Source organism: Delftia sp. WY8 (assembly GCF_018437695.1).
In the GTDB taxonomy this organism is placed as follows: domain Bacteria; phylum Pseudomonadota; class Gammaproteobacteria; order Burkholderiales; family Burkholderiaceae_C; genus Comamonas; species Comamonas tsuruhatensis.
In genome coordinates this window covers 5,303,836-5,329,285 of record NZ_CP049795.1, presented here as the reverse complement: position 1 = coordinate 5,329,285, position 25,450 = coordinate 5,303,836, and the positions used below count along the sequence as shown (strand labels likewise).

General features: G+C 66.7%; 23 protein-coding genes. 12 read left to right on the top strand and 11 right to left on the bottom strand.

Translation table 11 applies throughout. The annotated features are described in order from the left end of the window. Window positions 1-18: 18 nt before the first annotated feature. The 3 genes from dut to coaBC form a co-directional block, all read right to left on the bottom strand. Window positions 19-468 carry a dUTP diphosphatase gene (dut, locus tag G4D77_RS24475; protein WP_154833735.1) on the bottom strand — a complete coding sequence of 150 codons (450 nt, stop codon included), beginning with the start codon at window positions 466-468 and terminating at the stop codon, window positions 19-21. A 70-nt stretch (window positions 469-538) separates the two neighbouring features. After that, window positions 539-1,060 carry a hypothetical protein gene (locus G4D77_RS24470; RefSeq protein WP_154833734.1) on the bottom strand — a complete coding sequence of 174 codons (522 nt, stop codon included), beginning with the start codon at window positions 1,058-1,060 and terminating at the stop codon, window positions 539-541. A 17-nt stretch (window positions 1,061-1,077) separates the two neighbouring features. Beyond that, on the bottom strand, window positions 1,078-2,301 hold the full coding sequence (gene coaBC, locus G4D77_RS24465; protein ID WP_154833733.1) for a bifunctional phosphopantothenoylcysteine decarboxylase/phosphopantothenate--cysteine ligase CoaBC: 1,224 nt from the start codon (window positions 2,299-2,301) through the stop codon (window positions 1,078-1,080). A gap of 102 nt (window positions 2,302-2,403) precedes the next feature. On the opposite strand from coaBC, the gene pyrG reads away from it, so the two are divergent. The 6 genes from pyrG (at window position 2,404) to G4D77_RS24435 (ending at window position 7,727) form a co-directional block, all read left to right on the top strand. After that, a complete protein-coding gene (gene pyrG, locus G4D77_RS24460; protein ID WP_154833732.1) occupies window positions 2,404-4,062 on the top strand; it encodes a CTP synthase in 1,659 nt (552 codons plus the stop codon). A gap of 41 nt (window positions 4,063-4,103) precedes the next feature. Continuing rightward, window positions 4,104-4,961: a 3-deoxy-8-phosphooctulonate synthase gene (gene kdsA, locus G4D77_RS24455; protein WP_017404374.1), complete on the top strand. Its 858-nt coding sequence runs from the start codon at window positions 4,104-4,106 to the stop codon at window positions 4,959-4,961. Window positions 4,962-4,964: 3 nt separating this feature from the next. Beyond that, window positions 4,965-5,255 (top strand): DUF1330 domain-containing protein, encoded by a 291-nt coding sequence (locus G4D77_RS24450; RefSeq protein WP_016447644.1) that lies wholly within the window; start codon window positions 4,965-4,967, stop codon window positions 5,253-5,255. A gap of 238 nt (window positions 5,256-5,493) precedes the next feature. Further along, window positions 5,494-6,780, top strand: coding sequence for a phosphopyruvate hydratase (eno, locus tag G4D77_RS24445; protein WP_012206907.1), 1,287 nt, complete (start codon window positions 5,494-5,496; stop codon window positions 6,778-6,780). Between the two features lie 64 nt (window positions 6,781-6,844). Beyond that, window positions 6,845-7,123: a cell division protein FtsB gene (ftsB, locus tag G4D77_RS24440; RefSeq protein WP_017404372.1), complete on the top strand. Its 279-nt coding sequence runs from the start codon at window positions 6,845-6,847 to the stop codon at window positions 7,121-7,123. A gap of 175 nt (window positions 7,124-7,298) precedes the next feature. Next, window positions 7,299-7,727 (top strand): hypothetical protein, encoded by a 429-nt coding sequence (locus G4D77_RS24435; protein WP_046987553.1) that lies wholly within the window; start codon window positions 7,299-7,301, stop codon window positions 7,725-7,727. A gap of 12 nt (window positions 7,728-7,739) precedes the next feature. On the opposite strand, the gene hslO is transcribed toward G4D77_RS24435, so the two are convergent. Then, the gene (hslO, locus tag G4D77_RS24430) at window positions 7,740-8,732 is read right to left on the bottom strand and encodes an Hsp33 family molecular chaperone HslO (RefSeq protein WP_017404370.1); all 993 of its coding nucleotides are present in this window, start codon (window positions 8,730-8,732) and stop codon (window positions 7,740-7,742) included. 35 nt (window positions 8,733-8,767) lie between these two features. Then, window positions 8,768-9,292 (bottom strand): gamma carbonic anhydrase family protein, encoded by a 525-nt coding sequence (locus G4D77_RS24425; RefSeq protein ID WP_016451248.1) that lies wholly within the window; start codon window positions 9,290-9,292, stop codon window positions 8,768-8,770. Between the two features lie 54 nt (window positions 9,293-9,346). Here G4D77_RS24425 and G4D77_RS24420 point away from each other — a divergent pair, with 54 nt between their 5' ends. From G4D77_RS24420 to G4D77_RS24410, 3 genes are all read left to right on the top strand, one after another. Continuing rightward, the gene (locus G4D77_RS24420; protein ID WP_046240924.1) at window positions 9,347-10,153 is read left to right on the top strand and encodes a ferritin-like domain-containing protein; all 807 of its coding nucleotides are present in this window, start codon (window positions 9,347-9,349) and stop codon (window positions 10,151-10,153) included. A 188-nt stretch (window positions 10,154-10,341) separates the two neighbouring features. Continuing rightward, a complete protein-coding gene (locus tag G4D77_RS24415; protein WP_016451246.1) occupies window positions 10,342-11,619 on the top strand; it encodes an EAL and HDOD domain-containing protein in 1,278 nt (425 codons plus the stop codon). Window positions 11,620-11,677: 58 nt separating this feature from the next. After that, the gene (locus G4D77_RS24410) at window positions 11,678-12,967 is read left to right on the top strand and encodes an EAL and HDOD domain-containing protein (RefSeq protein WP_016447651.1); all 1,290 of its coding nucleotides are present in this window, start codon (window positions 11,678-11,680) and stop codon (window positions 12,965-12,967) included. A 96-nt stretch (window positions 12,968-13,063) separates the two neighbouring features. Here G4D77_RS24410 and G4D77_RS24405 read toward each other — a convergent pair whose 3' ends face one another. The 3 genes from G4D77_RS24405 to G4D77_RS24395 all read right to left on the bottom strand — a co-directional run bounded on the left by G4D77_RS24405 (window position 13,064) and on the right by G4D77_RS24395 (window position 16,216). Next, complete coding sequence (locus tag G4D77_RS24405; protein ID WP_016447652.1) at window positions 13,064-14,062, bottom strand: Bug family tripartite tricarboxylate transporter substrate binding protein; 999 nt, start codon at window positions 14,060-14,062, stop codon at window positions 13,064-13,066. 131 nt (window positions 14,063-14,193) lie between these two features. Then, window positions 14,194-15,150, bottom strand: a complete 957-nt coding sequence (gene xerD / locus G4D77_RS24400; RefSeq protein WP_193726233.1) for a site-specific tyrosine recombinase XerD — start codon at window positions 15,148-15,150, stop codon at window positions 14,194-14,196. Window positions 15,151-15,253: 103 nt separating this feature from the next. After that, on the bottom strand, window positions 15,254-16,216 hold the full coding sequence (locus tag G4D77_RS24395; protein ID WP_016447654.1) for a tripartite tricarboxylate transporter substrate binding protein BugE: 963 nt from the start codon (window positions 16,214-16,216) through the stop codon (window positions 15,254-15,256). 327 nt (window positions 16,217-16,543) lie between these two features. Between G4D77_RS24395 and G4D77_RS24390 the strand changes: the two genes are divergently transcribed. Next, on the top strand, window positions 16,544-17,452 hold the full coding sequence (locus tag G4D77_RS24390; RefSeq protein ID WP_193726197.1) for an AEC family transporter: 909 nt from the start codon (window positions 16,544-16,546) through the stop codon (window positions 17,450-17,452). A 21-nt stretch (window positions 17,453-17,473) separates the two neighbouring features. Here the strand turns inward: G4D77_RS24390 and G4D77_RS24385 are convergent, their stop codons facing one another. Beyond that, window positions 17,474-18,367 (bottom strand): LysR family transcriptional regulator, encoded by an 894-nt coding sequence (locus tag G4D77_RS24385; protein ID WP_016447656.1) that lies wholly within the window; start codon window positions 18,365-18,367, stop codon window positions 17,474-17,476. Between the two features lie 231 nt (window positions 18,368-18,598). On the opposite strand from G4D77_RS24385, the gene G4D77_RS24380 reads away from it, so the two are divergent. Next, window positions 18,599-19,987, top strand: a complete 1,389-nt coding sequence (locus G4D77_RS24380) for a sodium:solute symporter family protein (RefSeq protein WP_016447657.1) — start codon at window positions 18,599-18,601, stop codon at window positions 19,985-19,987. 14 nt (window positions 19,988-20,001) lie between these two features. Further along, window positions 20,002-21,072 (top strand): agmatinase, encoded by a 1,071-nt coding sequence (gene speB, locus G4D77_RS24375; protein WP_016451242.1) that lies wholly within the window; start codon window positions 20,002-20,004, stop codon window positions 21,070-21,072. On the opposite strand, the gene G4D77_RS24370 is transcribed toward speB, so the two are convergent. Both G4D77_RS24370 and G4D77_RS24365 read right to left on the bottom strand, forming a co-directional pair. Continuing rightward, entirely contained in the window at window positions 21,069-22,094 is a 1,026-nt protein-coding gene (locus G4D77_RS24370; protein WP_193726196.1) for a helix-turn-helix transcriptional regulator, read from the bottom strand. The two genes, speB and G4D77_RS24370, sit on opposite strands and share 4 nt — an antisense overlap. A 224-nt stretch (window positions 22,095-22,318) precedes the next feature. Beyond that, a complete protein-coding gene (locus tag G4D77_RS24365; RefSeq protein ID WP_154833730.1) occupies window positions 22,319-25,366 on the bottom strand; it encodes a diguanylate cyclase in 3,048 nt (1,015 codons plus the stop codon). Window positions 25,367-25,450 lie beyond the last annotated feature (84 nt).

Here is a 25,450-nt window from a genome sequence, read left to right as displayed (position 1 = left end):
GTTTTCTGGCTGAGCGCCTTATTGCTTGCCGGTGGAACCGTAGCCGCCCGTGCCGCGCTCAGAAGCCGACTCGAACTCCTCGACCACATTGAAGCTGGGCTGCACCACGGGCACGATGATCAGCTGGGCCAGGCGGTCCATGGGCTGCAGCGTGAAGGCCGTGGTCGAGCGGTTCCAGGCGCTGACCATGAGCTGGCCCTGGTAGTCGCTGTCGATCAGGCCGACCAGGTTGCCCAGCACGATGCCGTGCTTGTGGCCCATGCCCGAGCGCGGCAGGATCATGGCCGCGTAGCCGGGGTCCTTGAGGTACATGGCCATGCCCGTGGGCACCAGTTGCCATTGGCCGGGCTCCAGCGTCAGCGGCGCATCGATGCAGGCGCGCAGGTCCAGCCCCGCGCTTCCCGGCGTGGCGTAGGCGGGCATGTTCTCGCGCAGGCGCGCGTCAAGGATCTTGATATCAACGTTCATGGAAACAATCTGGGGAGCGCCTCACGGCAGGCTCTCTTGAAAAGCAAAGCGCGCATTGTGCCCCGCGCCGTCACCCGGACGACTTGAGCCCGCTGCGAAAGCCTTTGACGATGGCATTGATGATGGTGAGCAGCAGGATGAAAGGGCCGATGCCCGGAATCACCACGGCCAGGATCAGGCCGATCACGATACCCAGCAACTGGCCCGGACCTATCTTGAAGACCGTCTTCTTGACGGCCTTGGCGGCGGAGGAGGCCTGGGCTTGCTGTGCCCGCGCCGCCTGCCGGCCGCGATCGGCCCTGTCACCATTCCTGTCGCCTGCAGACGGCTGGCGTCCCGGCAAGGCGGGCACCGAAGCCTGCTGCGCGGCGATGCGCGCCTTCTCGGCCGCAGCCTGCACCTGCTCGCGCACGCGCTCAACCACGGACTGAGACTGCGCGCCCGGCGTGGCCACCGCATCGGTGAAGTCGCTGCGTCCCTGCACCATCCAGCCGTGCGCCGCAGAGCGGTACAGGGGGCTGGCGCGCAGCAGCTCGTCCACATAGCGCACATAGTCGCCGTGGCGGGGGCCTTCGTAGGTGTTCTGTGACATGCGGGCCTTCGGTGGTGTCAACGGACGGGTGGCAGGCGCCGGGCGATCTCGGCCACCAGCTGGCGCGCCAGCAGGGACTTGGAGGCGTGCGGCAGCTCCTGGGTGCCAGCCTCGTCGATCAGCAGCAGGGCATTGTCATCACGCCCAAAGGTTGCGGGACCGATATTGCCCACCAGCAGCGGCACCTGCTTGCGCAGGCGCTTGGCGCTGGCGTGCTGCAGCAGGTCATGGCTTTCGGCGGCGAAGCCCACGCAGTACAGCCGGCCGCTGCGCGCAGGCTCGGACTGCGCGGCTGCCGCCAGGATGTCGGGGTTCTCGACGAAGGTCAGCGTGGGGGCCTGGCCCGAGCCGTCCTTCTTGATCTTCTGGCCTGACGCCGTGGCCGGGCGCCAGTCGGCCACGGCCGCCGTGGCGATGAACACGCCGGCTTGCGGCAATTGCTGGTGCACGGCGTCAAACATCTGCTGCGCCGATTGCACGTCGATGCGCTGCACGCCGCGCGGCGTGCGCAGGTGCACGGGCCCGGCCACCAGGGTCACCTGGGCGCCCGCCTCGCGGGCGGCGCGCGCAATGGCAAAGCCCATCTTTCCGCTGGAATGGTTGGTGATGCCGCGCACGGGGTCGATGGCCTCGAAGGTCGGGCCCGCCGTGACCAGCACCTGGCGGCCCTGCAGCAGCTTGGGCGTGAAGAAGGCAGCCAGCTCCTCCATGATTTCCTCGGGCTCCAGCATGCGGCCGTCGCCCACCTCGCCACAGGCCTGGTCGCCCGTTCCCACGCCCAGCACCAGCGCGCCGTCGGCGGCCACCTGCGCCAGGTTGCGCTGCGTGGCCGGGTGTGCCCACATCTCGCGGTTCATGGCCGGCGCCAACAGCAGGGGCACGCGGTCCATGGGGCGCGCCAGGCACATCAGGCTCAGCAACTCGTCGGAGCGGCCCTGCACCAGGCGCGCGATGAAGTCGGCGCTGCAGGGCGCGATCAGCATCGCGTCGGCCTCGCGGCTGAGGTTGATGTGGGGCATGTTGTTGGGCTCGCGCGCGTCCCACTGCGATCCGTAGACGGGGCGGCCCGACAGCGCCTGCATGGTCACCGGCGTGATGAACTGCTCGGCCGCCTCGGTCATCACCACCTGCACGGTGGCCCCGGCCTGTACCAGCAGGCGCACCAGCTGGGCAGATTTGTAACAAGCCACGCCTCCGGAGAGGCCGAGCACCAGATGTTTACCTGCGAACACTTCAGTCATGGCGCGCAATTTAGCAGAGCCGGAGCATCCGAGCAGCCCCGCGCGGCGCGGCGAATTCGGCGGCGCATCTATAATCCTGCTTTACCACCACCAATAAAAGACATGACCAAATTTGTCTTCGTCACAGGCGGTGTGGTGTCTTCCCTGGGCAAGGGAATCGCCTCAGCCTCCCTTGCTGCGATCCTCGAATCGCGCGGCCTCAAAGTCACTCTCATCAAGCTGGACCCGTACATCAACGTGGACCCGGGCACCATGTCGCCCTTCCAGCACGGTGAAGTGTTCGTGACCGACGATGGCGCAGAGACCGATCTGGACCTGGGCCACTACGAGCGTTTCATCGAAACGCGCATGAAGCAGTCCAACAACTTCACCACCGGCCGCATCTACCAGAGCGTTCTGGAGAAGGAGCGCCGCGGCGACTACCTGGGCAAGACCGTGCAGGTGATCCCTCACGTGACCAATGAAATCCAGGAGTACATCAAGCGCGGCGCCGGCATCGGCACGCCGGATGCCGTGGACGTGGCCATCTGCGAAGTCGGCGGCACGGTGGGCGACATCGAGTCCCTGCCCTTCCTCGAAGCCGTGCGCCAGTTGGCCCTCAAGCAGGGCCCCAACAACACGGCCTTCGTGCACCTGACCTACCTGCCCTGGATCGCCACGGCCGGCGAGCTCAAGACAAAGCCTACGCAGCACACCGTGCAGAAGCTGCGCGAGATCGGCATCCAGCCCGACGCCCTGCTGTGCCGCGCCCAGCACCGCGTGCCGGACGAGGAAAAGGAAAAGATCTCGCTGTTCACCAACGTTCCCGAATGGGGCGTGATCTCCATGTGGGACGTGGACACCATCTACAAGGTGCCCCGCATGCTGCACGAGCAGGGCCTGGACGGCCTGATCTGCGACAAGCTGCGCCTGAACACGCCGCCCACCAACCTCAAGCGCTGGGATGACCTGGTCCACGAGACCGAGCACCCGCAGGGCGAGGTCAAGATCGCCATGGTCGGCAAGTACGTCGAGCTGTCGGACGCCTACAAGTCCGTCAACGAGGCGCTCAAGCACGCCGGCATGCAAAGCCATGTGGCCGTGAAGATCACCCATGTGGACTCCGAGACCATCAGCGACGCCAATGCGCGCGACAAGCTCTCGCAGTACGACGCCATCCTCGTGCCCGGCGGCTTCGGCTCTCGCGGCGTGGAAGGCAAGATCTCCACGGCCCGCTACGCCCGCGAAAACAGGGTGCCCTACCTGGGCATCTGCCTGGGCATGCAGGTGGCCACCATCGAGTACGCCCGCCATGTGGCCGGCCTCGAAGGCGCCAACTCCACCGAGTTCGACCCCAAGTCCGCCAACCCCGTGATCGCCCTGATCACCGAGTGGAAGGATGCCGACGGCACGGTCAAGACCCGCGACGAGAACTCCGACCTGGGCGGCACCATGCGCCTGGGCGCGCAGTCCTCCGACGTGCAGGCCGGCACGCTGGCCCACAGCATCTACGGTGACGTGGTCACCGAGCGCCACCGCCATCGCTATGAAGCCAACGTCCAGTATCTGGACCAGCTGCGCGAAGCGGGCCTGGTGATCTCGGCGCTGACCCAGCGTGAGCAGCTGACCGAGATCGTCGAACTTCCCAAGGAAGTTCACCCCTGGTACATCGGCGTGCAGTTCCACCCCGAGTTCAAGTCCACGCCGTGGAGCGGCCACCCGCTGTTCAATGCCTTCGTGAAGGCTGCGATCGAGCGCCAGAAGGCACCGCGCAAGTCCTGAGCCCCGCAACGCCGCCCACCATTTCCCAAGGAATCCCCACCATGAAACTCTGCGGCTTCGACGTCGGCCTCGACCGGCGCTTCTTTCTCATTGCAGGTCCCTGCGTCGTCGAGTCCGAGCAGCTGCAGATGGACGTGGCGGGGCAGCTCAAGGAAATCACGGCGGCCCTGGGCATCCACTTCATCTTCAAGAGCAGCTACGACAAGGCCAACCGCAGCTCGGGCGCCAGCTTTCGCGGCCCGGGCATGGACAAGGGCCTGGAGATCCTCGCCAAGGTGAAGAAGGACCTGCAGGTCCCCATCCTGACCGACGTCCACACCGAGGCCGAGATACCGGCCGTGTCCCAGGTCGTGGATGTGCTGCAGACGCCGGCCTTCCTGTGCCGCCAGACCGACTTCATCCGTGCCGTGGCCCAGTCGGGCCGGCCGGTGAACATCAAGAAGGGCCAGTTCCTGGCCCCGCATGACATGAAGAATGTCATCGACAAGGCCCGCGCCGCCGCCAAGGAGGCCGGCCTGCCCGAGGACAGCTTCATGGCCTGCGAGCGCGGCGCCAGCTTCGGCTACAACAATCTGGTCTCGGACATGCGCAGCCTGTCCATCATGCGCGAGACCGGTGCGCCCGTTGTCTTCGATGCCACGCACAGCGTGCAGCTGCCCGGCGGCAACGGCACCAGCAGCGGCGGCATGCGCGAGATGGTGCCCGTGCTCTCGCGTGCGGCCGTGGCCGTGGGCGTGGCCGGACTGTTCATGGAAACCCATCCCAATCCTCCCTGCGCCCTCAGCGACGGCCCCAACGCCGTGCCACTCAAGCACATGAAGGCCCTGCTCGAAACCCTGGTCGCGCTCGACGACGTGACCAAGAAGAACGGCTTCCTCGAAAACGATTTTGGAGTCTGACCCATGGCCAGCGGCTACATCATTGCGTCCGTCACCGTCACCAAGCCCGAGCAGTACGAGGAGTACCGCAAGTGGAGCACCGAGGCCATGCGCGCGCATGGTGCCGAAGTCTGCGTGCGCGGCGGCAAGGTCGAAGTGCTCGAAGGCGACTGGAATCCCGGCCGCACCGTGATCCTCAAGTTCCCCAGCTTCGAGGCCGCCAAGGCTTTCTACGACACGCCCGAGTACCTGCGTGCCCGCGAAGCCCGCGAAGGCGCGGCCATCATGCGCATGGTCTGCGTCGAGGGCGTCTGACCGCGGCCAGCGATACCCGGCCCGTCAAGAGCGCAGCGCATACAAAGCCATCCACCCAATTTGTGCACAATGGCCGCCGCCCGATCGCAGATACTGCGCCGCGGAGCATGGCTGTGCACGGTGGCGCGGCAGCCTGCCACGCCACCGACCACCCATACCGCTTGCCCGGCAAGCACCAGGGCGCAACCTCACCGGAACCCGCCTGCACACCGATTTCAAAAACCGCAAAGGAAATGCCATGAGTGCAATCGTTGACATCGTAGGCCGCGAAGTGCTGGACAGCCGCGGCAACCCCACCGTCGAGTGCGACGTGCTGCTGGAATCGGGCGTGATGGGCCGCGCGGCCGTGCCTTCGGGCGCGTCCACCGGCTCGCGCGAAGCCATCGAGCTGCGTGACGGCGACAAGAGCCGCTACCTGGGCAAGGGCGTGCTCAAGGCCGTCGAGCACATCAACACCGAGATCTCCGAAGCCGTGCTGGGCCTGGACGCCTCCGAGCAGGCCTTCCTGGACAAGACCCTGATCGACCTGGACGGCACGGACAACAAGGGCCGCCTGGGCGCCAACGCCATGCTGGCCGTCTCCATGGCCGTGGCCCGCGCCGCCGCCGAAGAGGCCGGCCTGCCGCTGTACCGCTACCTGGGCGGCATGGGTGGCATGCAGCTGCCCGTGCCGATGATGAACGTCATCAACGGCGGCGCGCACGCCAACAACAGCCTGGACCTGCAGGAATTCATGATCATCCCCGTGGGCGCGCCTTCGTTCCGCGAAGCCGTGCGCTGGGGTGCCGAAGTCTTCCACGCGCTCAAGAAGATCATCCACGACAAGGGCATGAGCACGGCCGTGGGCGACGAAGGCGGTTTTGCGCCTTCCGTGGAAAACCACGAAGCCGCCATCCAGCTGATCCTGCAGGCCATCGAAAACGCAGGCTACAAGGCCGGCGAACAGATCGCCCTGGGCCTGGACTGCGCCGCCAGCGAGTTCTACAAGGACGGCATGTACGTGCTGGCCGGTGAAGGCAACCTGACGCTGACCGCCACCCAGTGGACCGACATGCTGGCCGGCTGGTGCGACAAGTACCCCATCATCTCCATCGAGGACGGCATGGCCGAAGGCGACTGGGATGGCTGGAAGATCCTGACCGACCGCCTGGCCGCCAAGGTCCAGCTGGTGGGCGACGACCTGTTCGTCACCAACACCAAGATCCTGAAGGAAGGCATCGACAAGAAGATCGCCAACTCCATCCTGATCAAGATCAACCAGATCGGCACGCTGACCGAAACCTTCGCCGCCATCGAAATGGCCAAGCGCGCCGGCTACACGGCCGTGATCTCGCACCGCTCGGGTGAAACCGAGGATTCGACGATTGCCGACATCTCCGTGGGCACCAACGCAGGCCAGATCAAGACCGGCTCGCTGAGCCGTTCGGACCGCATCGCCAAGTACAACCAGCTGCTGCGCATCGAGGAAGACCTGGGTGACATCGCCCACTACCCCGGCCGCGAGGCTTTCTACAACCTGCGCTGAAAAGCGTTAGGCTTGCAAGCCATCGGGCCTGCAAGCCTTTTTCCTGTCAGCGATATCTGCCCCCATGGTCAACCGCGTCGTCCCCATTGTCCTGCTCGCCCTGCTGGCTGCCGTGCACGCGCAGCTGTGGCTGGGCCACGGCAGCGTGGCCTATGTGAAGGAACTGCAGCAGCAGATCCACGACCAGAACGTGGCCAACGCGCTGGAAAAAGCCGAGAACGACCGTCTGGCCTCCGAGGTCAACGACCTCAAGGACGGCCTGGCCATGGTCGAGGAAAAGGCCCGCAGCGAGCTGGGCATGGTCAAGCCCAACGAGATCTTCGTGCAGATCGTGCGGCGCTGAGGATTGGGATTTCCTGCACCAAGGCCGGCTTCATGCCGGCCTTGTGTTTTTGCAACAAGGCGCCTGCGCCCCTTGCCCGGGCCTGCGCGCAAGCCGAGACAGGTACTTGGACACAGACCGCTTGCCCCCGCCCCCGGTGATTCTTCTGGGATCGCCACCCGCGCTCGCGCTTTCCATGGCCCATGCACTGCGCCAGGCCTGGCGGCACCACGGAGCATCTCCTGCCGACTGGCAATGCCTGGCGGCCGAGCCGGGGCAGTCTCTGCCGGAACATGGGGCCGTCTACCTGCTGGGACTGGATTGGAGAGCCTCCGTCACCGAGCACGAAGGGGTGAGCGATGGCCCTGCCGCACAGCTCCAGCATTGGCGCGACCAATTGCAAAGCCAGTCACGCGACTACGTGGTGCTCTACGGCAATACCGCCCGGCAATGGCAACAGCTGGCCGAGTCGCTCAGGCTCAAGGCTCCGCAAATGGACTGGTCCTGGCTGCCCGCAAGCCCCGCGCAACGCGGCGCCCGCCTTCGCCCCTACGGCTGCGAGCAATGCAGCGACCCGGACTGCGAGCGGCGATTGTTCGACGCGCTGCGCAGCGGGCGAGACTGAAGCCGGGCGTATTTACTGGACGTTCGTCGAGGTCGGCGGCTGCTTGCCGGCCTCGGTGAACAGCTGGGCTGCGTCGATGGGATCGAATTCGTACTGCTTGCCGCAGAAGTCGCAGCCCACCTCAATGCTGCCGCGCTCCTCCAGGATGCTCTCCACCTCTTCGGAGCCCAGCGACACCAGCATGGACGCCACACGGTCACGGCTGCAGGTGCACGCAAAGCGCGGATGCTCCTCGTCCTGCTGGGGCACGAAGCGCATCAGCTTCTCTTCCCAGAACAGGCGGCGCAGTATGGTCTCCACATCCAGCGTGAGCAGCTCGTCGCGCGTGAGGCTGGAGGCCAGCGTGGCGATACGGTTGTAGTCCTCGTTCAGCCCGATGGCATCCTGACCCGACTGCTCGCTTTCGGTGGCAGCGGCCAGGTTGGCCTCACCCTTGACCGGCATGCGCTGGATCAGCAGGCCGGCGGCCACCTGGTCGTCGGCCGCCAGCACCAGCACGGTGTCCAGCTGTTCCGACTGCAGCATGTAGTGCTGCAGCGCGTCGGACACCTTGGTGAAGCGCCGGCCCTGCGCATCCTGCAGCGGCACCACGCCCTGGTAGGGCTGCTGGCCCGGCTGGCGCCCCTTGGGGTCCAGCGTGATGGCGCAGCGGCCGCCGCCGTGCACATTGAGCAGTTGTTCCAGCGTGGCGCCTTCGGGAGGGTCGCCGATCAGGGTGGCGGTGGCGCGCAGGCCGAAATCGGACTGCACCTCGGCCACAGCCAGCTTGACCGGGCCATCGCCCATGACCTGGAAGACCAGGGCGCCGTTGAACTTGATATTGGACTGCATGAGCACGCCCGCAGCCGCCATTTCTCCCAGCAGTTCGCTCACGGCAGCGGGGTAGGCGCCGGTCTCGCCGTTGCCCGCGCGGCGCTGCAGGATTTCCTGCCAGGCATCGGTGAGGCGAACGATGGAGCCGCGCACGGGCAGGCCTTCGAAGATGAATTTATGCAGTTCAGACACGCTGATGGATTCCGTAAAAAAGTGCCGGGCCTCGCTCAGCCCAGCTTGCGCAGCCCGGTCTTGAACCGTCGCGCATTGTCGACATAGTGTTGGGCGCTGCGGCGCAAGCCCTCGATCTGCTCGGGCGTCAATTGGCGCACGGCCTTAGCCGGGCTGCCGATGATCATCGAGCCATCGGGAAATTCCTTGCCTTCGGTGATGAGTGCTCCGGCGCCGACCAGGCAGTTGCGGCCGATCTTCGCGCCGTTGAGCACCACGGCACCGATGCCTATCAGCGACTCGTCGCCAATGGTGCAGCCATGCAGCATGACCTGGTGGCCCACGGTCACGTGGCGCCCCACGACCAGCGGCTTGCCCAGGTCGGCATGCAGCACGCTGGCGTCCTGGATGTTGCTGCCCTCACCGATGGTGATGCTCTCGCAGTCGCCGCGCAGCACGGCGCCGAACCAGATGCTGGCGTCTTCGGCCAGCTGCACATTGCCCATCACTTCGGCGCTGTCGGCCACCCAGGCCGACGCCGCCACTTCAGGGGCCACTCCATCCAGTTCATAGATCGCCATGGGTCTTTGTCTCCGTCAATTATTGGTGATGGCAGGAAACCTAGAATTGTAGGGATGGAGTTACGTCACCGCGCCCTTGAGGTCTTGTGCCTCACGGACCCCGAAGAAAAGGCCGCCGCCGCGTTGGACATGTATGCGCGGCAGGCGCTTTATTCAATAGCACCGCAGGCACCGGCCCTGCCGGATCCCGCGCCGGACCTGCCGGGCCGCCCGCTGCGGCCCGAGCTGCGCCACCACACCGCCGTTGCAAGGCGTTCGCCGGCGACGCCGGAAGGCCGGGCCGTGCTGATCCACGCCATAGCCCACATCGAGTTCAACGCCATCAATCTGGCGCTGGACGCCGTCTGGCGCTTTGACGGCATGCCGCAGCAGTACTACCTGGACTGGCTGCAGGTGGCCGCCGAGGAGGCCAAGCACTTTCGCCTGCTGCGCGAGCATCTGCGTGCGCACCTGGGCCACGACTACGGCGATTTCCCGGCCCACCAGGGCCTGTGGACCATGTGCGAGAAGACCGCCCATGACGTGGTGGCCCGCATGGCCCTGGTGCCGCGCACGCTGGAGGCGCGCGGCCTGGACGCCACGCCCCAGATCCAGAACAAGCTGCGCAACACGCGCGCGCCCGATGCGCTGGCGGCGGTGGACATCCTCGACATCATCCTGCGCGAGGAAGTGGGCCACGTGGCCATAGGCAATCATTGGTACCGCTGGCTGTGCGAGCGCGAAGGCCTGGAGCCCGAGGCCCACTACCAGGCGCTGACCCTGCGCTACGAGGCGCCGCGCCTGCGCCCGCCCTTCAACGAACGCGCACGCCGCGCCGCAGGCTTCACCGATACTGAACTGGCCTGGTTGCAGCAGGTCTGAAGAAAGCCTGCCTGCGCCGTGCGGACAGGCCCAGGCCGCTCGTGAAGCCACACAATGGTTTACAAACTAGGATGGGTCCGACTCCGCAATCGGACTTGTCCCAGCAGACACTGCCTGTCGGCATATTTATTCAGAACATTCCTACAATCAGATCTGCTGCTTCCCGTGTCCCTTCGACCGAACACTCCATGACCGAATTGCCTGTCCATCTCTTCAACGATGCCCCTGTGGCCAGCCCCGCGTCCACGGATCGGGGAATGATTGCGCGCCAGGCCATCGTCAACGGGGTGCAGCAGATCATCGGCTATGAGCTTTTCAACCGTTCGCGCGCCTACCCGGACCATACAGCGGCCTCGGATGTGTCCCTGGTGTTCACGGCCCTGTCGCATGCGGGCGAAGAAGATCTGGTTGGCACCAAGCTGATGTTCGTCAACTGCACGCATGAAAGCCTGGCCGGCGGGCATCTGGAGCTGCTCAACCCCGACAAGGTGGTGCTGGAGATACCGCCGCTGGGCCTGGCCGCCCAGCAGGAGGTACAGGCCCGCCTGCCCATCCTCAGCAATCTGCGCGCACGCGGTTTCAACCTGGCCTTCAATCACACGGTGCTGGAGTCCGCCTATGCAGCCTGGCTGCCCCTGGCCGACTACATCAAGTTCGACCTGTCCGTGCTGGCCCCTGACCAGTTGGCCGTGCTGGTCAATTTTGCCGGCCGCCACACGCGCGCCGAGCTGATCGCCGAGAAGGTGGAAAGCGCCCAGCAGCATGAGCAGGTGGGCCGCCTGGGCATACAGCTGTTCCAGGGCTTCTGGTTCGCGCGGCCCACGGTGGTGCGCACCAAGCTGCTGTCGCCCTCGCAGCAAAGCATTGTCCAGCTGCTGAATCTGGTGCGCCAGCAGGCCAGCACCGATGCCATCGAGGATGTGCTCAAGAAGGATGCGGGCCTGGCCTTCAACCTGATGCGCCTGATCAATTCCGTGGGCTTCGGCGTGCAGCGCGAGATCACCTCGTTCCGCCAGGCCGTGATGCTCATGGGCCTCAAGAAGCTGTTCCGCTGGGCGGCCATGCTGCTGACCGCATCGCGCAACGGCGGCCCGCCGCCGGCCATCGGCCAGACCGCCGTGATCCGCGGGCGGCTGATGGAGCTGCTGGCCCAGGAATCGCTGAGCGAGGAAGACTCCGACCAGGCCTTCGTCGTCGGCATCTTCTCGCTGCTGGGCAGCATGCTGGACCTGCCGCAGGACGTGGCCATGAGCCTGATCCCCGTGCCCGATGCCGTCTCCGCCGCCGTGCTGCGCCACGAAGGCGTGCTGGGCGAGTTGCTGATCCTGGCCCAGGCCTGCGAAGCCAGCGACGATGCAGCCTTCCACCGCAGCGCAGGCGCGCTGCGCCTGAGCAGCCAGCAGATCAACTGGGCCCATCTGCAGGCCCTGGCCTGGACCGACCAACTGGCAGACAGCTCGCTATAGCTATAAGCTATAGAACGCCATCGAAAGCCATCGCTCATCCATCTTTCTCAGCTTCCAAATGACTACCAACGACAACTCCTCCGCTCCGCCGCCCCCCCTGCCAGCCGGGGTGGAGGACGGGCAGGTGGCCGTCATTGCGCGCCAGGCCATCGTCAACGAGGCGCGCGATGTCTTCGGCTATGAGCTTTTCGACCGCTCCACGGCCCAGCATGCGCACACGGCGGCCTCCGATGCCGCCCTGCTCTTCAACGCGCTGTCGTATGCGGGCGCCGAAGCGCTGGTGGGCAAGAAGACAGTCTTCATCAACTGCACGCATGACAGCCTGGCCGGCGGCCACCTGGAACTGATCCACCCCGACAAGGTGGTGCTGGAGGTACCCACGCTGGGCGAGAACGCCACGGCTGCCGATATCGAGGAACGCCTGCCCACCTTCCAGGCCCTGCGCCAGCGCGGCTTCCGCCTGGCCTTCAACCAGCACCTGCTGCGCCGCGCCTATGCCAGCTGGCTGCCTGCGGCCGCCTTCATCAAGCTGGACATGCAGACCTTCGCACTGGCCGATGCCGAGACCCTGGTGAAGTTCGCGCGCGCCCATACCAATGCCCAGATCGTGGCCGAAAAGGTCGAGACCTCCGAGCAGTTCGAGCGCATGCGCGACCTGGGCGTGCGGCTGTTCCAGGGCTTTTGGTTCGCCCAGCCGCAACTCGTGCAGGCGCGCACCATCCGCCCCACGCAGGCCACCATCATCCAGCTGATCAATCTGGTGCGCCAGCAGGCCAGCACGGACGAGATCGAAGCCCTGCTCAAGAAGGATCCCACGCTGTCCTTCAACCTGCTGCGCTTCATCAACTCCTCGGGTTTCGGCCTGTCGTGCGAGATCACCTCGTTCCGCCACGCGGTGATGATCCTGGGCCTCAAGAAGCTGTTCCGCTGGGCGGCCCTGCTTTTGACCACTTCGCGCGCGGGCGGCACGCCGCCGGCCGTGGGCCAGACCGCCGTGGTGCGCGGGCGCCTGATGGAGTTGCTGACGGCCGAGCTGCTCTCGCCCGAGGAGTGCGACAACGCCTTCGTGGTCGGCGTGTTCTCGCTGCTGGACGTGATGCTGGGCCAGCCCATGGAAAAGGCGCTGGAGTCCATCGCCCTGCCCCAGCCCGTGATCGATGCGCTGGTGCACAACAAGGGCGTGTTCGCGCCCTTCCTGGAGTTGACGCGTGCCTGCGAAAGCGGCGATGACGAAGGCTTCGCGCGCGCAGCCAATGCACTGCAGCTGTCCAACCACCAGGTCAACTGGGCGCATCTGCAGGCCCTGGCCTGGGCCGACAATCTCACGGCGGACGAGCCCATGGCATAGGCGGGCCCCGCACATCCGGCACCAAAGACAAAGGGCTTGCGGCCATGACGGCTGCAAGCCCTTTTTGCATGGGCGCCGGTGGCGCCCTGCGCTCCATCAATTGAGCTTGATGCCGGCTGCGCGAATGATGCGCGCGTTGGACTGGGACTCGGCCTCGATCTGGCGTGCAAAGTCCTCGGCCTTGCCGCCCATGGCCACGTTGTCGGTGGCCTCCAGCTTGGCGCGCATGTCCGGCTGGGCCAGCACCTGGTTGATCTCGGCATTGAGCTTTTGCAGCACGGGCGCAGGCGTTCCAGCGGGCGCGAAGATGCCGAACACCGAGGTCATGTTGGCGCTCTTGTAGCCCAGTTCGGCCAGCGTGGGAACGCCGGGCAGCGACTCCAGGCGCTGGGGTGCGCCCACGGCCAGGGCCTTGAACTTGCCCGCCTTGATGTGCTGCAAAACGGCCGGGCCGGCATTGGTGGACAGCACTTCGAACTGCGCGCTCAGGCCGTCATTGAGCTGCTGCCCGCCGCCCTTGTAGGGAATGTGCGTGATCCGGACCTGCGAGGCATGCATGATCTGCTCGAGCATGATGTGGCCCAGCGAGGCCAGGCCGGCCGTGGCCCAGCGCACTTCGCCGGGCTGCGCCTTGGCCTGGGCCACCAGCGCATTGAAGTCGGCCGCCGTGGAGCGGGCCGTGCCCAGCAGCAGCACGGGCGAGTACATCACGCTGGTCACGGGCACCAGGTCGCGCTGCGGATCGAACAGGGGCTTGCCCAGGTGCGGGCTCAGCGTCAGCGGGCTGATGGAGGAAAAGCCCAGCGTGTAGCCATCGGGTGCGGCCTTGGCCACCAGGTCCAGGCCGATGGCGCCGCCGGCGCCGGCCTTGTTGTCCACCACCACGGGCTGGCCCAGGCGGGCGGCCAGCTTCTCGCCCAGGGCGCGGGCCACCACATCGCTGACGCCGCCGGCCGGGTAGGAAACCACCACGCGGATGGGCCGGCTGGGCCATGCCGCATCGGCAGCCGACGCAGACATCGGCAGGGCCGCGGCAGCCACCGTCGCCGCCAGCATGGAAGTCACCAGCACATGCCGGCGCAGGAAATCAGTCATCGAGAACTCCGCAGAAACACATCGAACACGGCGGTGATTGTTGTGCAAAGCACATATCCCCGAGGCGGGCTTTGCCACTTCGACGGTTTCAACGCCAGAAATAGGCAATCCGGCGAACCGACCACATCCAATCAACCACGCGGATGGTGCAAAGCGTGCAGGGCCTTGAGCCGCTCGCGCGCCACATGGGTGTAGATGGTGGTGGTGGAGATATCGGCATGGCCCAGCAGCATCTGCACCACGCGCAGGTCTGCGCCATGGTTGAGCAGGTGGGTGGCGAAGGCATGGCGCAGCGTGTGCGGCGACAGCGGTGCCGTGACACCCGCAACCTGCGCGCAGCGCTTGACGATGACCCAGAACATCACGCGGCTCATCGCAGCCCCGCGCTGGGTCACGAAGACCGCATCGCTGCGCTGCCCGCCCAGGATGGCGCCGCGCGCCGTGGCCAGATAGCGCTCCAGCCACCAATGTGCCTCCTGGCCGAAAGGCACCAGTCTTTCCTTTTTCCCCTTGCCGGTCACGCGCAGCACGCCCGAGCGCAGATCGATGCCATGCATCGGCAGATCCACCAGCTCGCTCACGCGCAGGCCGCTGGCGTACATCAGCTCCAGCATGGCGCGGTCACGCAGGCCCAGCGGCGTATCGACATCGGGCGCCTTGAGCAGCGCCTCCACCTGAGCCTGCGTCAGCGTATGCGGCACGCGCGGCGGCTGCCGTGCCGCCAGCATGCGCACCGTGGGATCGGCCGCAATGCGCTGCTCGCGCAGCGCCCAGTGGTAGTAGCGGCGCAGCACCGTCAACCGCCGGTTCGACGAGCTGGCCTTGGTCTGCTCCACGCGCACCGCGAAATAGCCCTGCAGCTCCAGCTCGCCCGCCGCATCCAGCGCCAGCGGCGGCCGCTGGTGCGCCAGCCACCGCCCCCAGGCCGTCAGATCCCGGCGATAGGCCGCCAGCGTATTGCGCGACAGCCCGTCTTCCAGCAGCAGCGCATCCATGAAAAGGTCCAGCGCATCCAGGCTGGCCGGCAGCGGCGCGGGCCAGGATGCAGGATCGGCAGCAGGTTCGGCTTCGGCAACCGAGGGGGACATGATGGAAGCGGCAGGCACTTGGGACATCCCATCAAGCCTACAACGAAAAAACCCGAGGTCCGCAAGGAACCTCGGGCTCTGATCCAACCGCTCAGGGCGGTGCTTACTCCAGCGTGAGTTTTTGCTGGGCAACCACCTTCTTGTAGGTCTCGTACTCTTCCTTGATCTGCTTGGCGAACTCTTCAGGCGAGTTGCCGATGACCAGGGAGCCCGTGTCCTCGATGCGCTTGCGCACGGCCGGGTCCTGCAGCACCTTGCGCACGGCGGCGTTGATCTTGTCCACCACATCCTTGGGCATGTTCTTGGGGCCCAGGATGCCGTAGTAGGCCATGCGGTTCACCGGCTCCAGGCCCACTTCCTTGAAGGTGGGCACATTGGGCAGCACGGCCAGGCGCTGGGGCGCGGCCACCACGATGGGCACCAGGCGGTTGTCCTTGATGAACGGCAGGGCCGAGGGCAGGTTGTCCAGCACCATGGGCACCTGGCCCGCCACCACGTCGTTGAGCGCAGGGCCCGCGCCGCGGTAGGGGATGTGGGTGACGAAGGTGTTGGTCAGGCTCTTGTACAGCTCCATCAGCATGTGCTGGATGCCGCCCGTGCCCGAGGACGCATAGGAGTACTTGCCCTGGGACTTCTTGAGTTCGGCCTCGAAGCTCTTGTAGTCCTTGGCAGGGAACTTGGGGTTCACCGCAATCACGTTGGGCGTGGCCGCCACGTTGATGATGGGCGTGAAGTCCGTCAGCGTGTTGTAGGAGATCTTGGGGTTGATCGCGGGGTTGGTCGCCGTGGTCGAGACCGTGGCGATGCCCAGGCTGTAGCCATCGGGCTGCGAGCGCGCGGTTTCCATGGCGCCGATGACGCCGCCGCCGCCGCCGCGGTTGTCCACCACCACGGGCTGGCCCAGTTCCTTGGTCAGGGGTTCGGCGATCACGCGGGCGATGATGTCGGTCGTGCCACCGGGGGCGAAGGGCACCACCAGCTTGATCGGCTTGGTGGGGTAGGCCTGGGCCAGGGCTCCGGTGCTTGCGAGGACCAGGGTCAGTCCCATCCAGCTGCGACGATTCATACAGGATCTCCTTTTGGGGGTCGTGTTGACGAAGAGGTTTTCATGGACATCCGCAAGGCCGTGCCTGCGGATGGATGGTCTGCGAAATGAAGGCTCGCAAACGCTGCCACGGAACAGCCATGTTGGGGCCTGGAGCCCGCTGCGCGCTTGACGGTCGTCAGGACCTGCGCTTTCGGATCGGCTGTGTGGACCCCAGCGATGCTAAGGCCCGGGGCCCGGTTGTCACAGTTTGTCGCAGCACTGATTTCCCGGTGTTTACCCCTAGCCTCGCGCCATGGTTTCTCGGGAGACGCGGCGACTGCGGGGTTGCGCTTATGCTCAGCCCCCGTGAACTACGCCGTGCTGCTCTTCCCCGATTTTTCGCTCATCGTGCTTGGCTACGTGCTGTGCCGCTTCACACAGCTCAATCGCACGGTATGGCAGGCGGTGGAGGCGCTGGTGTACTACCTGCTGTTCCCGGTGCTGCTGTTCCACTCCATCGTCAAGAGCCCGGTGGACTGGGGTGCCACCTCCCACTTGCTGGCCGCTGGCGTGTGTGCGGCCCTGGTCGGCATCGGCCTGGCCTACAGCCTGCCCTGGTGGCCGGGCCTGCGCGGCCGGATCGACACACGCGAGCATGCCGGCGCCGTGCAGGTGGCGTTTCGCTTCAACTCCTTCATCGGCCTGGCGCTGGCCAGCCGGCTGGCGGGGCCTGAGGGCCTGCTGTTCATCTCGGTGCTGATCGGCGTGAGCGTGCCGCTGTGCAATATCGCGGCCGTCTGGCCCATGGCGCGCGGCAGCAACCAGCACTTCCTGGGGCAACTGGTGCGCAATCCGCTGATCGTGGGCACGCTGTCGGGTCTGGTGTTCAGCGCGCTGGGGCTGAAGCTGCCCGCACTGCTCGAGCCGTCAGTCTCCCGCATAGGCGCAGCCTCCATCGCGCTGGGCCTGATGTCGGCCGGCGCCGGCATGCAGTTCGGCGCGCTGGCCGCCGACAAGCTGCTGGCCGTGTGCCTGCTGGCCGTGCGGCATCTGGTGCAGCCGCTGATCGCCTATGCCATGGTGCGGGCATTTGGCCTCAGCGGTGCGCAGGCGCTGATCCTCATGGCCTTCTCGGCCCTGCCCACCGCATCGTCATGCTATGTGCTGGCCGCGCGCATGGGCTACAACGGCTCGTATGTGGCGGGGCTGGTCACGCTGTCCACGCTGCTGGGCGTGCTCAGCCTGCCGTTTGCGCTGAGCCTGCTGCAGTTCTGATGCCGCTGTGCCGCGGCGCCCCTACAGCACGGCACGCATGTCGTCCGTGAAGGCGGCCGTGATGTCGTCCTGGCGTGCGCGCTTCCTGGCCACCATGGTGATGTCCACGTCATAGCTGAAGAGGGATTCGTCCAGCGCGTGCAGCAGGCCGGCAGCCACATAGGGCGCTGCGTAATGTTCTGGCAGGTAGCCCAGGTGGGCGCCTGACAGGATGAGGATGGCGGCCGCCTCCATGTTGTCCGCCTCCGAGGTGACATGGCGCGGGCGCCCCGTCAGCGGCGCCTGCGGCAGTGGATAGGTGCGCCAGGTCCAGTCGGCTTCGCCCGCCTCCTGCGCGCCGATGCGGCCCGCGCGCGCGGCAAAGGGATGGCTGGCGCTGCAATAGGCCACCTGCCTTTCGCTGAACAGCCGCGTGTATTCCAGCGCCGGGGCGCGGTGCAGGAAATAGCCCACGGCGACCTGCAGCTCATCGCGCAGCAGCATTTCCTCCAGCTCGCGCGGCCCGCGCACCAGCACAGACAGGCGCACGGCCTCGTCGCGCTGGCGAAAGCGCTGTATGGCCCGCCCCATCAACGCGTTGTATTCCGTGGGTGCATTGCCGATCAGGCCGATGGCCAGGCTGCCGACCAGTTGCCTGTGCATGTTGCGCGCCTGCGCGCTGAATCCTTCCAGGCCCTGCAGCGCAGCGCGGGCCAGGTCGACGAAGCGCCGGCCCTTGGCCGTCAGGCGAAAGCCGCCGCGCCCGCGCTCGCACAGGCTGAACCCCAGGCGTGTCTCCAGCGTGGACAGCTGGCTGCTGAGCGTGGACTGCCCCACGCCAAGAATGGCCTGCGCAGCCGATACACCGCCCGCGTCGACGATGGCCAGAAAAACGCGCAGCAGCCGCAGGTCGAGATCTGAAACGGTATGGAGCATGGGGTTTTCACTCAGAAAAGATCGATGTTCATCGATGTTTGTAGATGGAACTTGAAATGGATGCAAGCCCGGCTGCTGTCTAGCATTCACGGCTGTTGCGGCGCGCTTCGGTTCACCGGAGCACGCCGCCAGCGCAGAACAAGAGGGGCGGTCCGTGACATTCACTTGCGTGAATACCGCTGTTTCAGAAGGACCCTGCACACGGGGTCGGAACAAAAGGGGAGAGAGACCATGGTGCTTGATATCTCGGTGGTAGTGATCTACGCGGCAGCCATGCTGCTGCTGGGCTGGTACGGCATGCGCCGCGCGAAGACGCAGGAGGATTTTCTCGTGGCGGGCCGCAACCTCGGGCCGGGCCTGTACATGGGCACCATGGCTGCCACGGTGATCGGCGGGGCCAGCACGGTGGGCACGGTACGCCTGGGCTACGTGTACGGCATCTCGGGCTTGTGGCTGTGCGCGGCTCTGGGTGCGGGCCTGCTGGTGCTGAACCTGTTCCTGGCCAAGCCCCTGCTCAGGCTGCGCATCTGCACCGTGACCCAGGTGCTGGAGCGGCGCTACAGCGCCCGCACCCAGCAGGCCAGCGCACTGGTGATGCTGGCCTATGCGCTGATGCTGGCGGCCACGTCGGTGATCGCCATCGGCACCGTGATGCAGGTGCTGTTCGACCTGCCTCTGTGGATCTCCATCCTGGTGGGCGGGGGCGTCGTGGTCATCTACTCGGCCGTGGGCGGCATGTGGTCGCTGACGCTGACGGACATCGTGCAGTTCGTGATCAAGACCGCGGGCCTGATGCTGATCCTGCTGCCCATCTGCCTGTACCGCGTGGGCGGCTGGGACCAGCTGGTTGCACGGCTGCCTGCGTCCAGCTTCGATGTCACATACATCGGCTGGGACACCATCGCCACCTACTTCGTCATCTATTTCTTCGGAATCATGATCGGCCAGGACGTGTGGCAGCGCGTGTTCACGGCCCGCAGCGAACGCGTGGCCGCCGTGGCGGGCAGCCTCGCCGGCCTGTACTGCGTGGTCTACGGGCTGGTCGGCGCCCTGGTGGGCATGGCGGCGCGGGTGCTGCTGCCGGAACTGGACAATCCCAACAACGCCTTTGCCGCCATCGTGCAGGCCAGCCTGCCGGACGGCGTCCGCGGCCTGGTGATCGCTGCCGCGCTGGCCGCCATGATGTCCACCGCCAGCGCGGCCATGCTGGCGGGCTCCACCGTGCTGGCCGAAGACCTCGTGCCCCTGCTGCGGCAAGGCAAGCCGCTGGCCGATGTGCGCTGGCACCGGCTGCTGACGCTGCTGGTGGGCCTTGCCGTGCTCGGCATCGCCCTGGTGGTGGACGACGTGCTCAATGCCCTGACCACCGCCTACAACCTGCTCGTGGGCGGCATGCTGGTGCCGCTGATCGGCGCCATCTACTGGCGCCGCGCCACCACGGCGGGCGCCATTGCCAGCATGCTGCTGGGCTGCGCCACGGCAGTGGTCTTCATGGTCCGCGACGGATTGGCCGCCAACACGCCGATCTACGCCAGCCTGGCCATGAGCACGGCCAGTTTCATCCTCATCAGCCTGGCGCAGCGCTCGCAGCAGCGCTCCCTGTCGGGCATCCAATCCTGAACCAAGGGACACCCATGACCCTCTTTACTGCAGACAGGCTGGCCGCGCTGCGTGCGCGCTTCGGCGGAGACAACGAGTCCGTCATCCACGATCCGCATTTCCGCACCGTGGCCGCTCACATCATCGACGCCAGCGGCACGCGCAGCGCACCCTACGCAGGCATTCCCACGCTGCTGGATGCCCCCATGCACCCCATGGACTGGAGCCGCCCGGACTTCGGCGAACTGCAGGCCGCGCTGATCGGCGTGCCCATGGACCTGGGCATCAGCAACCGCAGCGGCTGCCGCTTCGGGCCCAGGGCGCTGCGCGCGATAGAGCGCGTGGGCCCCTACAACCATGTGCTCAGATCCGCGCCCACGCGCGAGCTGCGCGTGGCGGACATCGGCGACGTGCCGCTGTCCAGCCGCTACAGCCTGGAGCAGTCGCACCGCGACATAGAGTCAGCCTTCGCGAAGATCCATGCGGCCGGCGTGATTCCGCTGTCTGCAGGCGGAGACCACTCCATCACCCTGCCCATACTGCGCGCGCTGGGCCGCGACCGGCCACTGGCCCTGGTCCACTTCGATGCCCACTGCGATACTGGCGGCCCCTTCGACGGCAGCCGCTTCCACCACGGCGGCCCCTTTCGCCAGGCCGTGCTGGATGGCGTGCTCGACCCCACGCGGACCATCCAGATCGGCATACGCGGCGCGGCCGAATATCTCTGGGAGTTCTCCTACGAGTCGGGCATGACGGTGATCCACGCAGAGGACCTTCCCGCGCTGGGCGTGGACGGCGTCATTGCCCGCGCACGCGAGGTGGTGGGCGATGCGCCCGTCTACGTCTCCTTCGACGTCGACTGCCTGGACCCGGCCTTTGCGCCCGGCACGGGCACGCCCGAGGTGGGAGGCCTGACGGTGCGCGAAGCCCAGGCCATGGTACGCGGCCTGGCCGGCATCCACATCGTGGGCGGTGACGTGGTCGAGGTCTCGCCCGCCTACGACGCCACCACCAACACCGCCCATGCGGGCGCGCAGATGCTGTTCGAAATCCTCAGCCTGATCTGCGCACGCCACGCCGACCGAGGCGCCGCAAGCCCTGTCTAGGTGCCCGCCCCGTCCCCGTGCCAGGTGGACGACCCCATGCCCTCCGCCCCCGGCTCACGCAGCAGCTCCAGCGGCGTGCTGCCGTAGCGTGCCCTGAAGCGCCGGGAAAAATGCGCGAGCGAGTTGAAGCCGCAGCGCTGCGAGATTTCCGTGACGCCCAGCGTTCCCGGCTTCGCTGCGCGCAGCAGCGCATGGGCGCGCTCCAGTCGATAGTCCATGAGTTCGGCGCTGAGGCTGGTGCCTTCGCGCGACAGCCGCGATTGCAGCGAGCGCACGGAAAGTCCCAGCCTCGATGCCACGCGCTCCGGCCCCAGCGCCGGGTCCGGATATTGGCGGGCGATCAATTGGCGCACCCGGCACAACAGCACGTGCATGGGCGCGTCAGGCCGGGCTGCAGCCCTTTCGGCCCCGGCCTGCAGCACGGTCTTCAAGGTGTTGATGACCAGATCGGACAGCTGCGCGGACTCGCCCTCGGGCAGGGGCGCCTGCCATGCATGGATCAGTTGCATCTGCTGGACGAGCAGCTGCAACGACGCGCAGTCAGGCAGGCTGCGTGCCAGCAGTTGCGAAGCCATGCCTGCGCACGAATCGATCAGCGCCAGCGGCACGGCCAGCACGAGCAGGTCCACGGCTTCGTCCTGCCAGATGCGGTAGCCGCACCGCTCGTCCAGCAGGAACATTTGGCCGGGCTGCGCATGCGACTCGCCGCCCGCAACCGCCGCGCCCGGCCCATCGAGCGCAGACACCCGGGCGCGACCCTTGAGGTAGAGCAGGCACAGCAGGCTGGCCGGGCTCGCGCGCTGGCAACCCGCCTGCAGGCGCTGCATGCCGTGGCCCGCCGCCATCTGGATGCGGTTGAACACCACCGCGCCCACGCCACGCGATGTGAGCACGGCGTCGAAGCGCTCGGGCCGCGCCACCAGGGGCGTGTGCGGCATCTGCGCCTCACGGCTGGCATCGCTCCAGAATTGCGCTCGCCCCAGGGGGGCGACATGCATCGTGGACCACCGGTTGTATGTCATACATTCCTCGCCCGGCGCGCAGCGCGCGGCCTGTTTTTGTGAGGGGCTGTGCGGGGAAGTCGATCGCGCCCCGGGGACTCGGGCAGACGGACCGACGACAGGGCCACGCGGCAGCATGAACCCTGGATTTTCGGGATTCCGGTGCCATCAGGCCATTGGACCATTCTGAAAATCGGCAGTCGACCGGGATGAATTCCTAGGCCGTTGCGCCAAAGCGGCCCGGATCACCGCGCGATGGCAGGCAGCCGCTCGCTCCACAGCGTGGACTGGTTGCGGCCGTTGCGCTTGGAGTAGTACAGCGCGGCGTCGGCACGCTCCAGGCAGCCCTGGGCCGAGGCATCGCTGCGCTGCAGCTCGTACACGCCCAGGCTGATGGTGATGCGCAGGTCGCCGGCCAGGCCCGCATCGATGGCGCGCGCGGCAACGGTTTCGCGCAGGCTTTCGGCGCGGCGCAGGCCCACCTCGGCATCGGTGTCGGACAGCAGCACGGCAAACTCCTCGCCGCCCAGCCGGCCCACCATGTCTTCCCTGCGCATCTCCTGCGCCACCGAGGCCAGCAGTTCCTTGAGCACGATGTCGCCCACCGCGTGGCCGTAGCCGTCGTTCACCTGCTTGAAGTGGTCTATGTCCAGCATGATCAGCGTGGAATGCGCGACCAGGCCGCTGCGCAGATGGTCCAGCTCCATCGCCAGCCGCTCCAGGAAGGCGCGGCGGTTGGGAATGCCCGTCAGCGCATCGGTCAGCGCCAGCGTTTCCAGCTGGGATTCGCGCTGCTGCCTCTCCGTCGCATCGTGGAAGACCCAGCAATGGCCGATGGAGCGGTCGCCGTCGCGCAGCTGCATGCCCTCGATCTCCACATAGTGGCCATCGGGCAGCGCATGCAGGGAGCGGCCGGCCACGGGCCCTGCGCTGAGCACGCCTGCCACCGACGCCGGCAGCAGCTGGATCAGCGCCGGCATGCCCAGCCCCACAAGGGCGGCAGGCGCCATGTCCAGTTGCAGGGCAGCGGCCAGCATGCGGTTGGCCGCCAGCACCTGGCGGCCCTGGGCGTCGGTGACCAGAATGCCTGCGGGAAAGCGGTCGATGATGGCCTCCAGCCGGTGCTGGGTCTCGGCCAACGCGGTCTCGGCGCGCCGGCGCGCGTCGGTATCGATCATGGTCCAGATGACGCGGCCGTCGTCCTCGTCGGGGTCCAGCAGCGAGCCCTGCATGTCGAACCAGTGGCCCGAGCCCGACGGCATGCGCAGGATCCATTCCGTGCGCACCGTGCCGCGTGCGTTGAGCTGCCCGTACAGCTGGCCGAAGCGTTCGAAACTCTCGTCGCTGACATGCAGCGAGCGCAGGTTCACGCCACCGGGCAGCCGGTCTGTCTCGATCTCAAAGGTCTGCACCGCGCGCTCGTTGGCATAGAGGATTTCGCGCTGGGGACCGGCCATGACGATCAGGGCGCTTCCCCGGTCCAGCAAGGCCTTGATCAGGCGGGACTGCTCCACGCGCTGCTGTATGTCGGTGTGCGTGCCCAGCATGCGCACGGGCTTGCCGTCGGCATCGCGCTGGGTGATTTCGCCGCGCGACTCCACCCACAGCCAGCTGTCGGCCGAGCTGCGCAGCCGCATCTCCACGCGGAAGTCGGCACCGGCCTCGGCATGGCGCTGCAGCCGCGCCAGCACGCGCGCCCTGTCCGAGGGATGAACCATCGCGCAGAAGGCGTCGTAGTTCATGGGGAACTGGCCTGGCTCGAAGCCCAGCATCTGGTAGCAGCGCGCATCCCACTCCACATGGCCGCTGCGGCAGTCCCACTCCCACAGGCCGTCACGCACGGCGCCCACCGTCAGGCGCAGGCGCTCCTCGCTGTGGCGTATGGATTCCTGTATGGCCTGGTCCTGCGTGACGTCGTGCACATAGCCATGCCACAGCAGCGAGCCGTCTTCCTCCTGCTGCGGCCGGGCGTGGCCGTGCAGCCAGCGCAGCTCGCCTCCAGGCCCGTAGACGCGGTATTTGTGCTCCCAGACATCCTTGCGCCCCACGCTGTCCTGCACCGAGGTCGCCAGGGCGGGCAGATCCTCGGGGTGCACGCGCTTGAGCAGTTCATGGTCGGCGAACCGGACGGCGTCGGCCCTTGCGCCATGCAGCTCGAAGAACCCCGGGCTGGTGAAGGGAAACTGGAACTGGCCATCCGCGCCGATGCGGAACTGGAACAGCCCCCCGGGCACCTCCTGCGCCAGCCGCGCGAAGCGCCGCTCGCCCTGCAGCCGCATGCGCTCGCTGAGCTGGCGCTGGCGCGCCAGCCACAACGTCAGCAGTAAGGCCAGCAGCAGCACCGCCGTGCCTATGCCATTGCGCAGCAGGCCGCGCTCCAGCGATTCCTCCAGCGATTCGAAGATGGCCTTCTTGTCCAGCCCTGCGCTGACGATCAGCGGATAGCCCTCCACCCTGCTCCAGGCATACATGCGCAGCACGCCATCGACCGAGGACTCGGCCTCGTAGGTGCCGCGCTCCATGGCCGGCGCGAACTGTGACACGCGCACATCGGAGACCGAACGCCCCATCACCTCGTCCTGTCCCTGAGAGCGCGCCAGATAGACACCGTCGGTGCGCAGCAGCAAGATCACGTCCTTGGCGCCATCGAAGATGGACTGGAAATAGCGCGAAATGTATTCGGGCGACAGCGACAGCACCAGCACGCCCGAGAACTGCCCCTGGCGGTACAGCGCGCGGCTCAGCTGTATGGTCCATTTGTGGGAGACACGCCCCTGCACGGGGCGGCCGATGAACATGCCCATGTTCTCGCGGTTGGCATGCACCTGGAAATGCTCGCGGTCCCGGATGGAGACCTTGGCAGCCCGCGTCTGCACCTCCTGCTGGAGGTTGGAGTACACGATGTCCCCTTTCTCGTCGGCCACGGCGATCTGCAGTAAGGTGCCGGCCGGGTAGGCGTCGAACGTGGTCTGCACGGCACGCCGAAACCCGTCGACATCGCCATCGGCAAAGTCGGACTCCAGGCCGCGCATGGTGTAGTCCAGGCCGGACAGCAGGGTCTGCACCTGCACCGACACCGCATGCGACATTTGCCCCACCCGCAGCCAGGACTGGGACTCGGTAAAGCTGCGCTGCGTGCGGTGGCTGTCCACCAGCACCGTCCAGTACGCCACCGTGGCCAGCAGCACGCAGCACAGGCCCACCCAGACGGCCACCGTGGTCTGGGTCAGCGGTTCTGCGTTCAGCAGGCGGGACAGGCTGCGGGGAGGCTTTGCGCGCATATCAAACATCATGTTGAGTCACACAGGCCCCGCGCCTTCAAGGGCAGTGGCCCGCAACAGGCCGCCGGGGGGCACTCCGACAGAGCGCAACAATTG

Bases quoted from the DNA above. Each gene is read 5' to 3' on its own strand.
- dut (WP_154833735.1), bottom strand. From the start codon at position 468: ATGAACGTTGATATCAAGATCCTTGACGCGCGCCTGCGCGAGAACATG.
- G4D77_RS24470 (WP_154833734.1), bottom strand. From the start codon at position 1,060: ATGTCACAGAACACCTACGAAGGCCCCCGCCACGGCGACTATGTGCGC.
- coaBC (WP_154833733.1), bottom strand. From the start codon at position 2,301: ATGACTGAAGTGTTCGCAGGTAAACATCTGGTGCTCGGCCTCTCCGGA.
- pyrG (WP_154833732.1), top strand. From the start codon at position 2,404: ATGACCAAATTTGTCTTCGTCACAGGCGGTGTGGTGTCTTCCCTGGGC.
- kdsA (WP_017404374.1), top strand. From the start codon at position 4,104: ATGAAACTCTGCGGCTTCGACGTCGGCCTCGACCGGCGCTTCTTTCTC.
- G4D77_RS24450 (WP_016447644.1), top strand. From the start codon at position 4,965: ATGGCCAGCGGCTACATCATTGCGTCCGTCACCGTCACCAAGCCCGAG.
- eno (WP_012206907.1), top strand. From the start codon at position 5,494: ATGAGTGCAATCGTTGACATCGTAGGCCGCGAAGTGCTGGACAGCCGC.
- ftsB (WP_017404372.1), top strand. From the start codon at position 6,845: ATGGTCAACCGCGTCGTCCCCATTGTCCTGCTCGCCCTGCTGGCTGCC.
- G4D77_RS24435 (WP_046987553.1), top strand. From the start codon at position 7,299: ATGGCCCATGCACTGCGCCAGGCCTGGCGGCACCACGGAGCATCTCCT.
- G4D77_RS24425 (WP_016451248.1), bottom strand. From the start codon at position 9,292: ATGGCGATCTATGAACTGGATGGAGTGGCCCCTGAAGTGGCGGCGTCG.
- G4D77_RS24420 (WP_046240924.1), top strand. From the start codon at position 9,347: ATGGAGTTACGTCACCGCGCCCTTGAGGTCTTGTGCCTCACGGACCCC.
- G4D77_RS24415 (WP_016451246.1), top strand. From the start codon at position 10,342: ATGACCGAATTGCCTGTCCATCTCTTCAACGATGCCCCTGTGGCCAGC.
- G4D77_RS24410 (WP_016447651.1), top strand. From the start codon at position 11,678: ATGACTACCAACGACAACTCCTCCGCTCCGCCGCCCCCCCTGCCAGCC.
- G4D77_RS24405 (WP_016447652.1), bottom strand. From the start codon at position 14,062: ATGACTGATTTCCTGCGCCGGCATGTGCTGGTGACTTCCATGCTGGCG.
- xerD (WP_193726233.1), bottom strand. From the start codon at position 15,150: ATGTCCCCCTCGGTTGCCGAAGCCGAACCTGCTGCCGATCCTGCATCC.
- G4D77_RS24395 (WP_016447654.1), bottom strand. From the start codon at position 16,216: ATGAATCGTCGCAGCTGGATGGGACTGACCCTGGTCCTCGCAAGCACC.
- G4D77_RS24385 (WP_016447656.1), bottom strand. From the start codon at position 18,367: ATGCTCCATACCGTTTCAGATCTCGACCTGCGGCTGCTGCGCGTTTTT.
- G4D77_RS24380 (WP_016447657.1), top strand. From the start codon at position 18,599: ATGGTGCTTGATATCTCGGTGGTAGTGATCTACGCGGCAGCCATGCTG.
- speB (WP_016451242.1), top strand. From the start codon at position 20,002: ATGACCCTCTTTACTGCAGACAGGCTGGCCGCGCTGCGTGCGCGCTTC.
- G4D77_RS24370 (WP_193726196.1), bottom strand. From the start codon at position 22,094: ATGACATACAACCGGTGGTCCACGATGCATGTCGCCCCCCTGGGGCGA.
- G4D77_RS24365 (WP_154833730.1), bottom strand. From the start codon at position 25,366: ATGATGTTTGATATGCGCGCAAAGCCTCCCCGCAGCCTGTCCCGCCTG.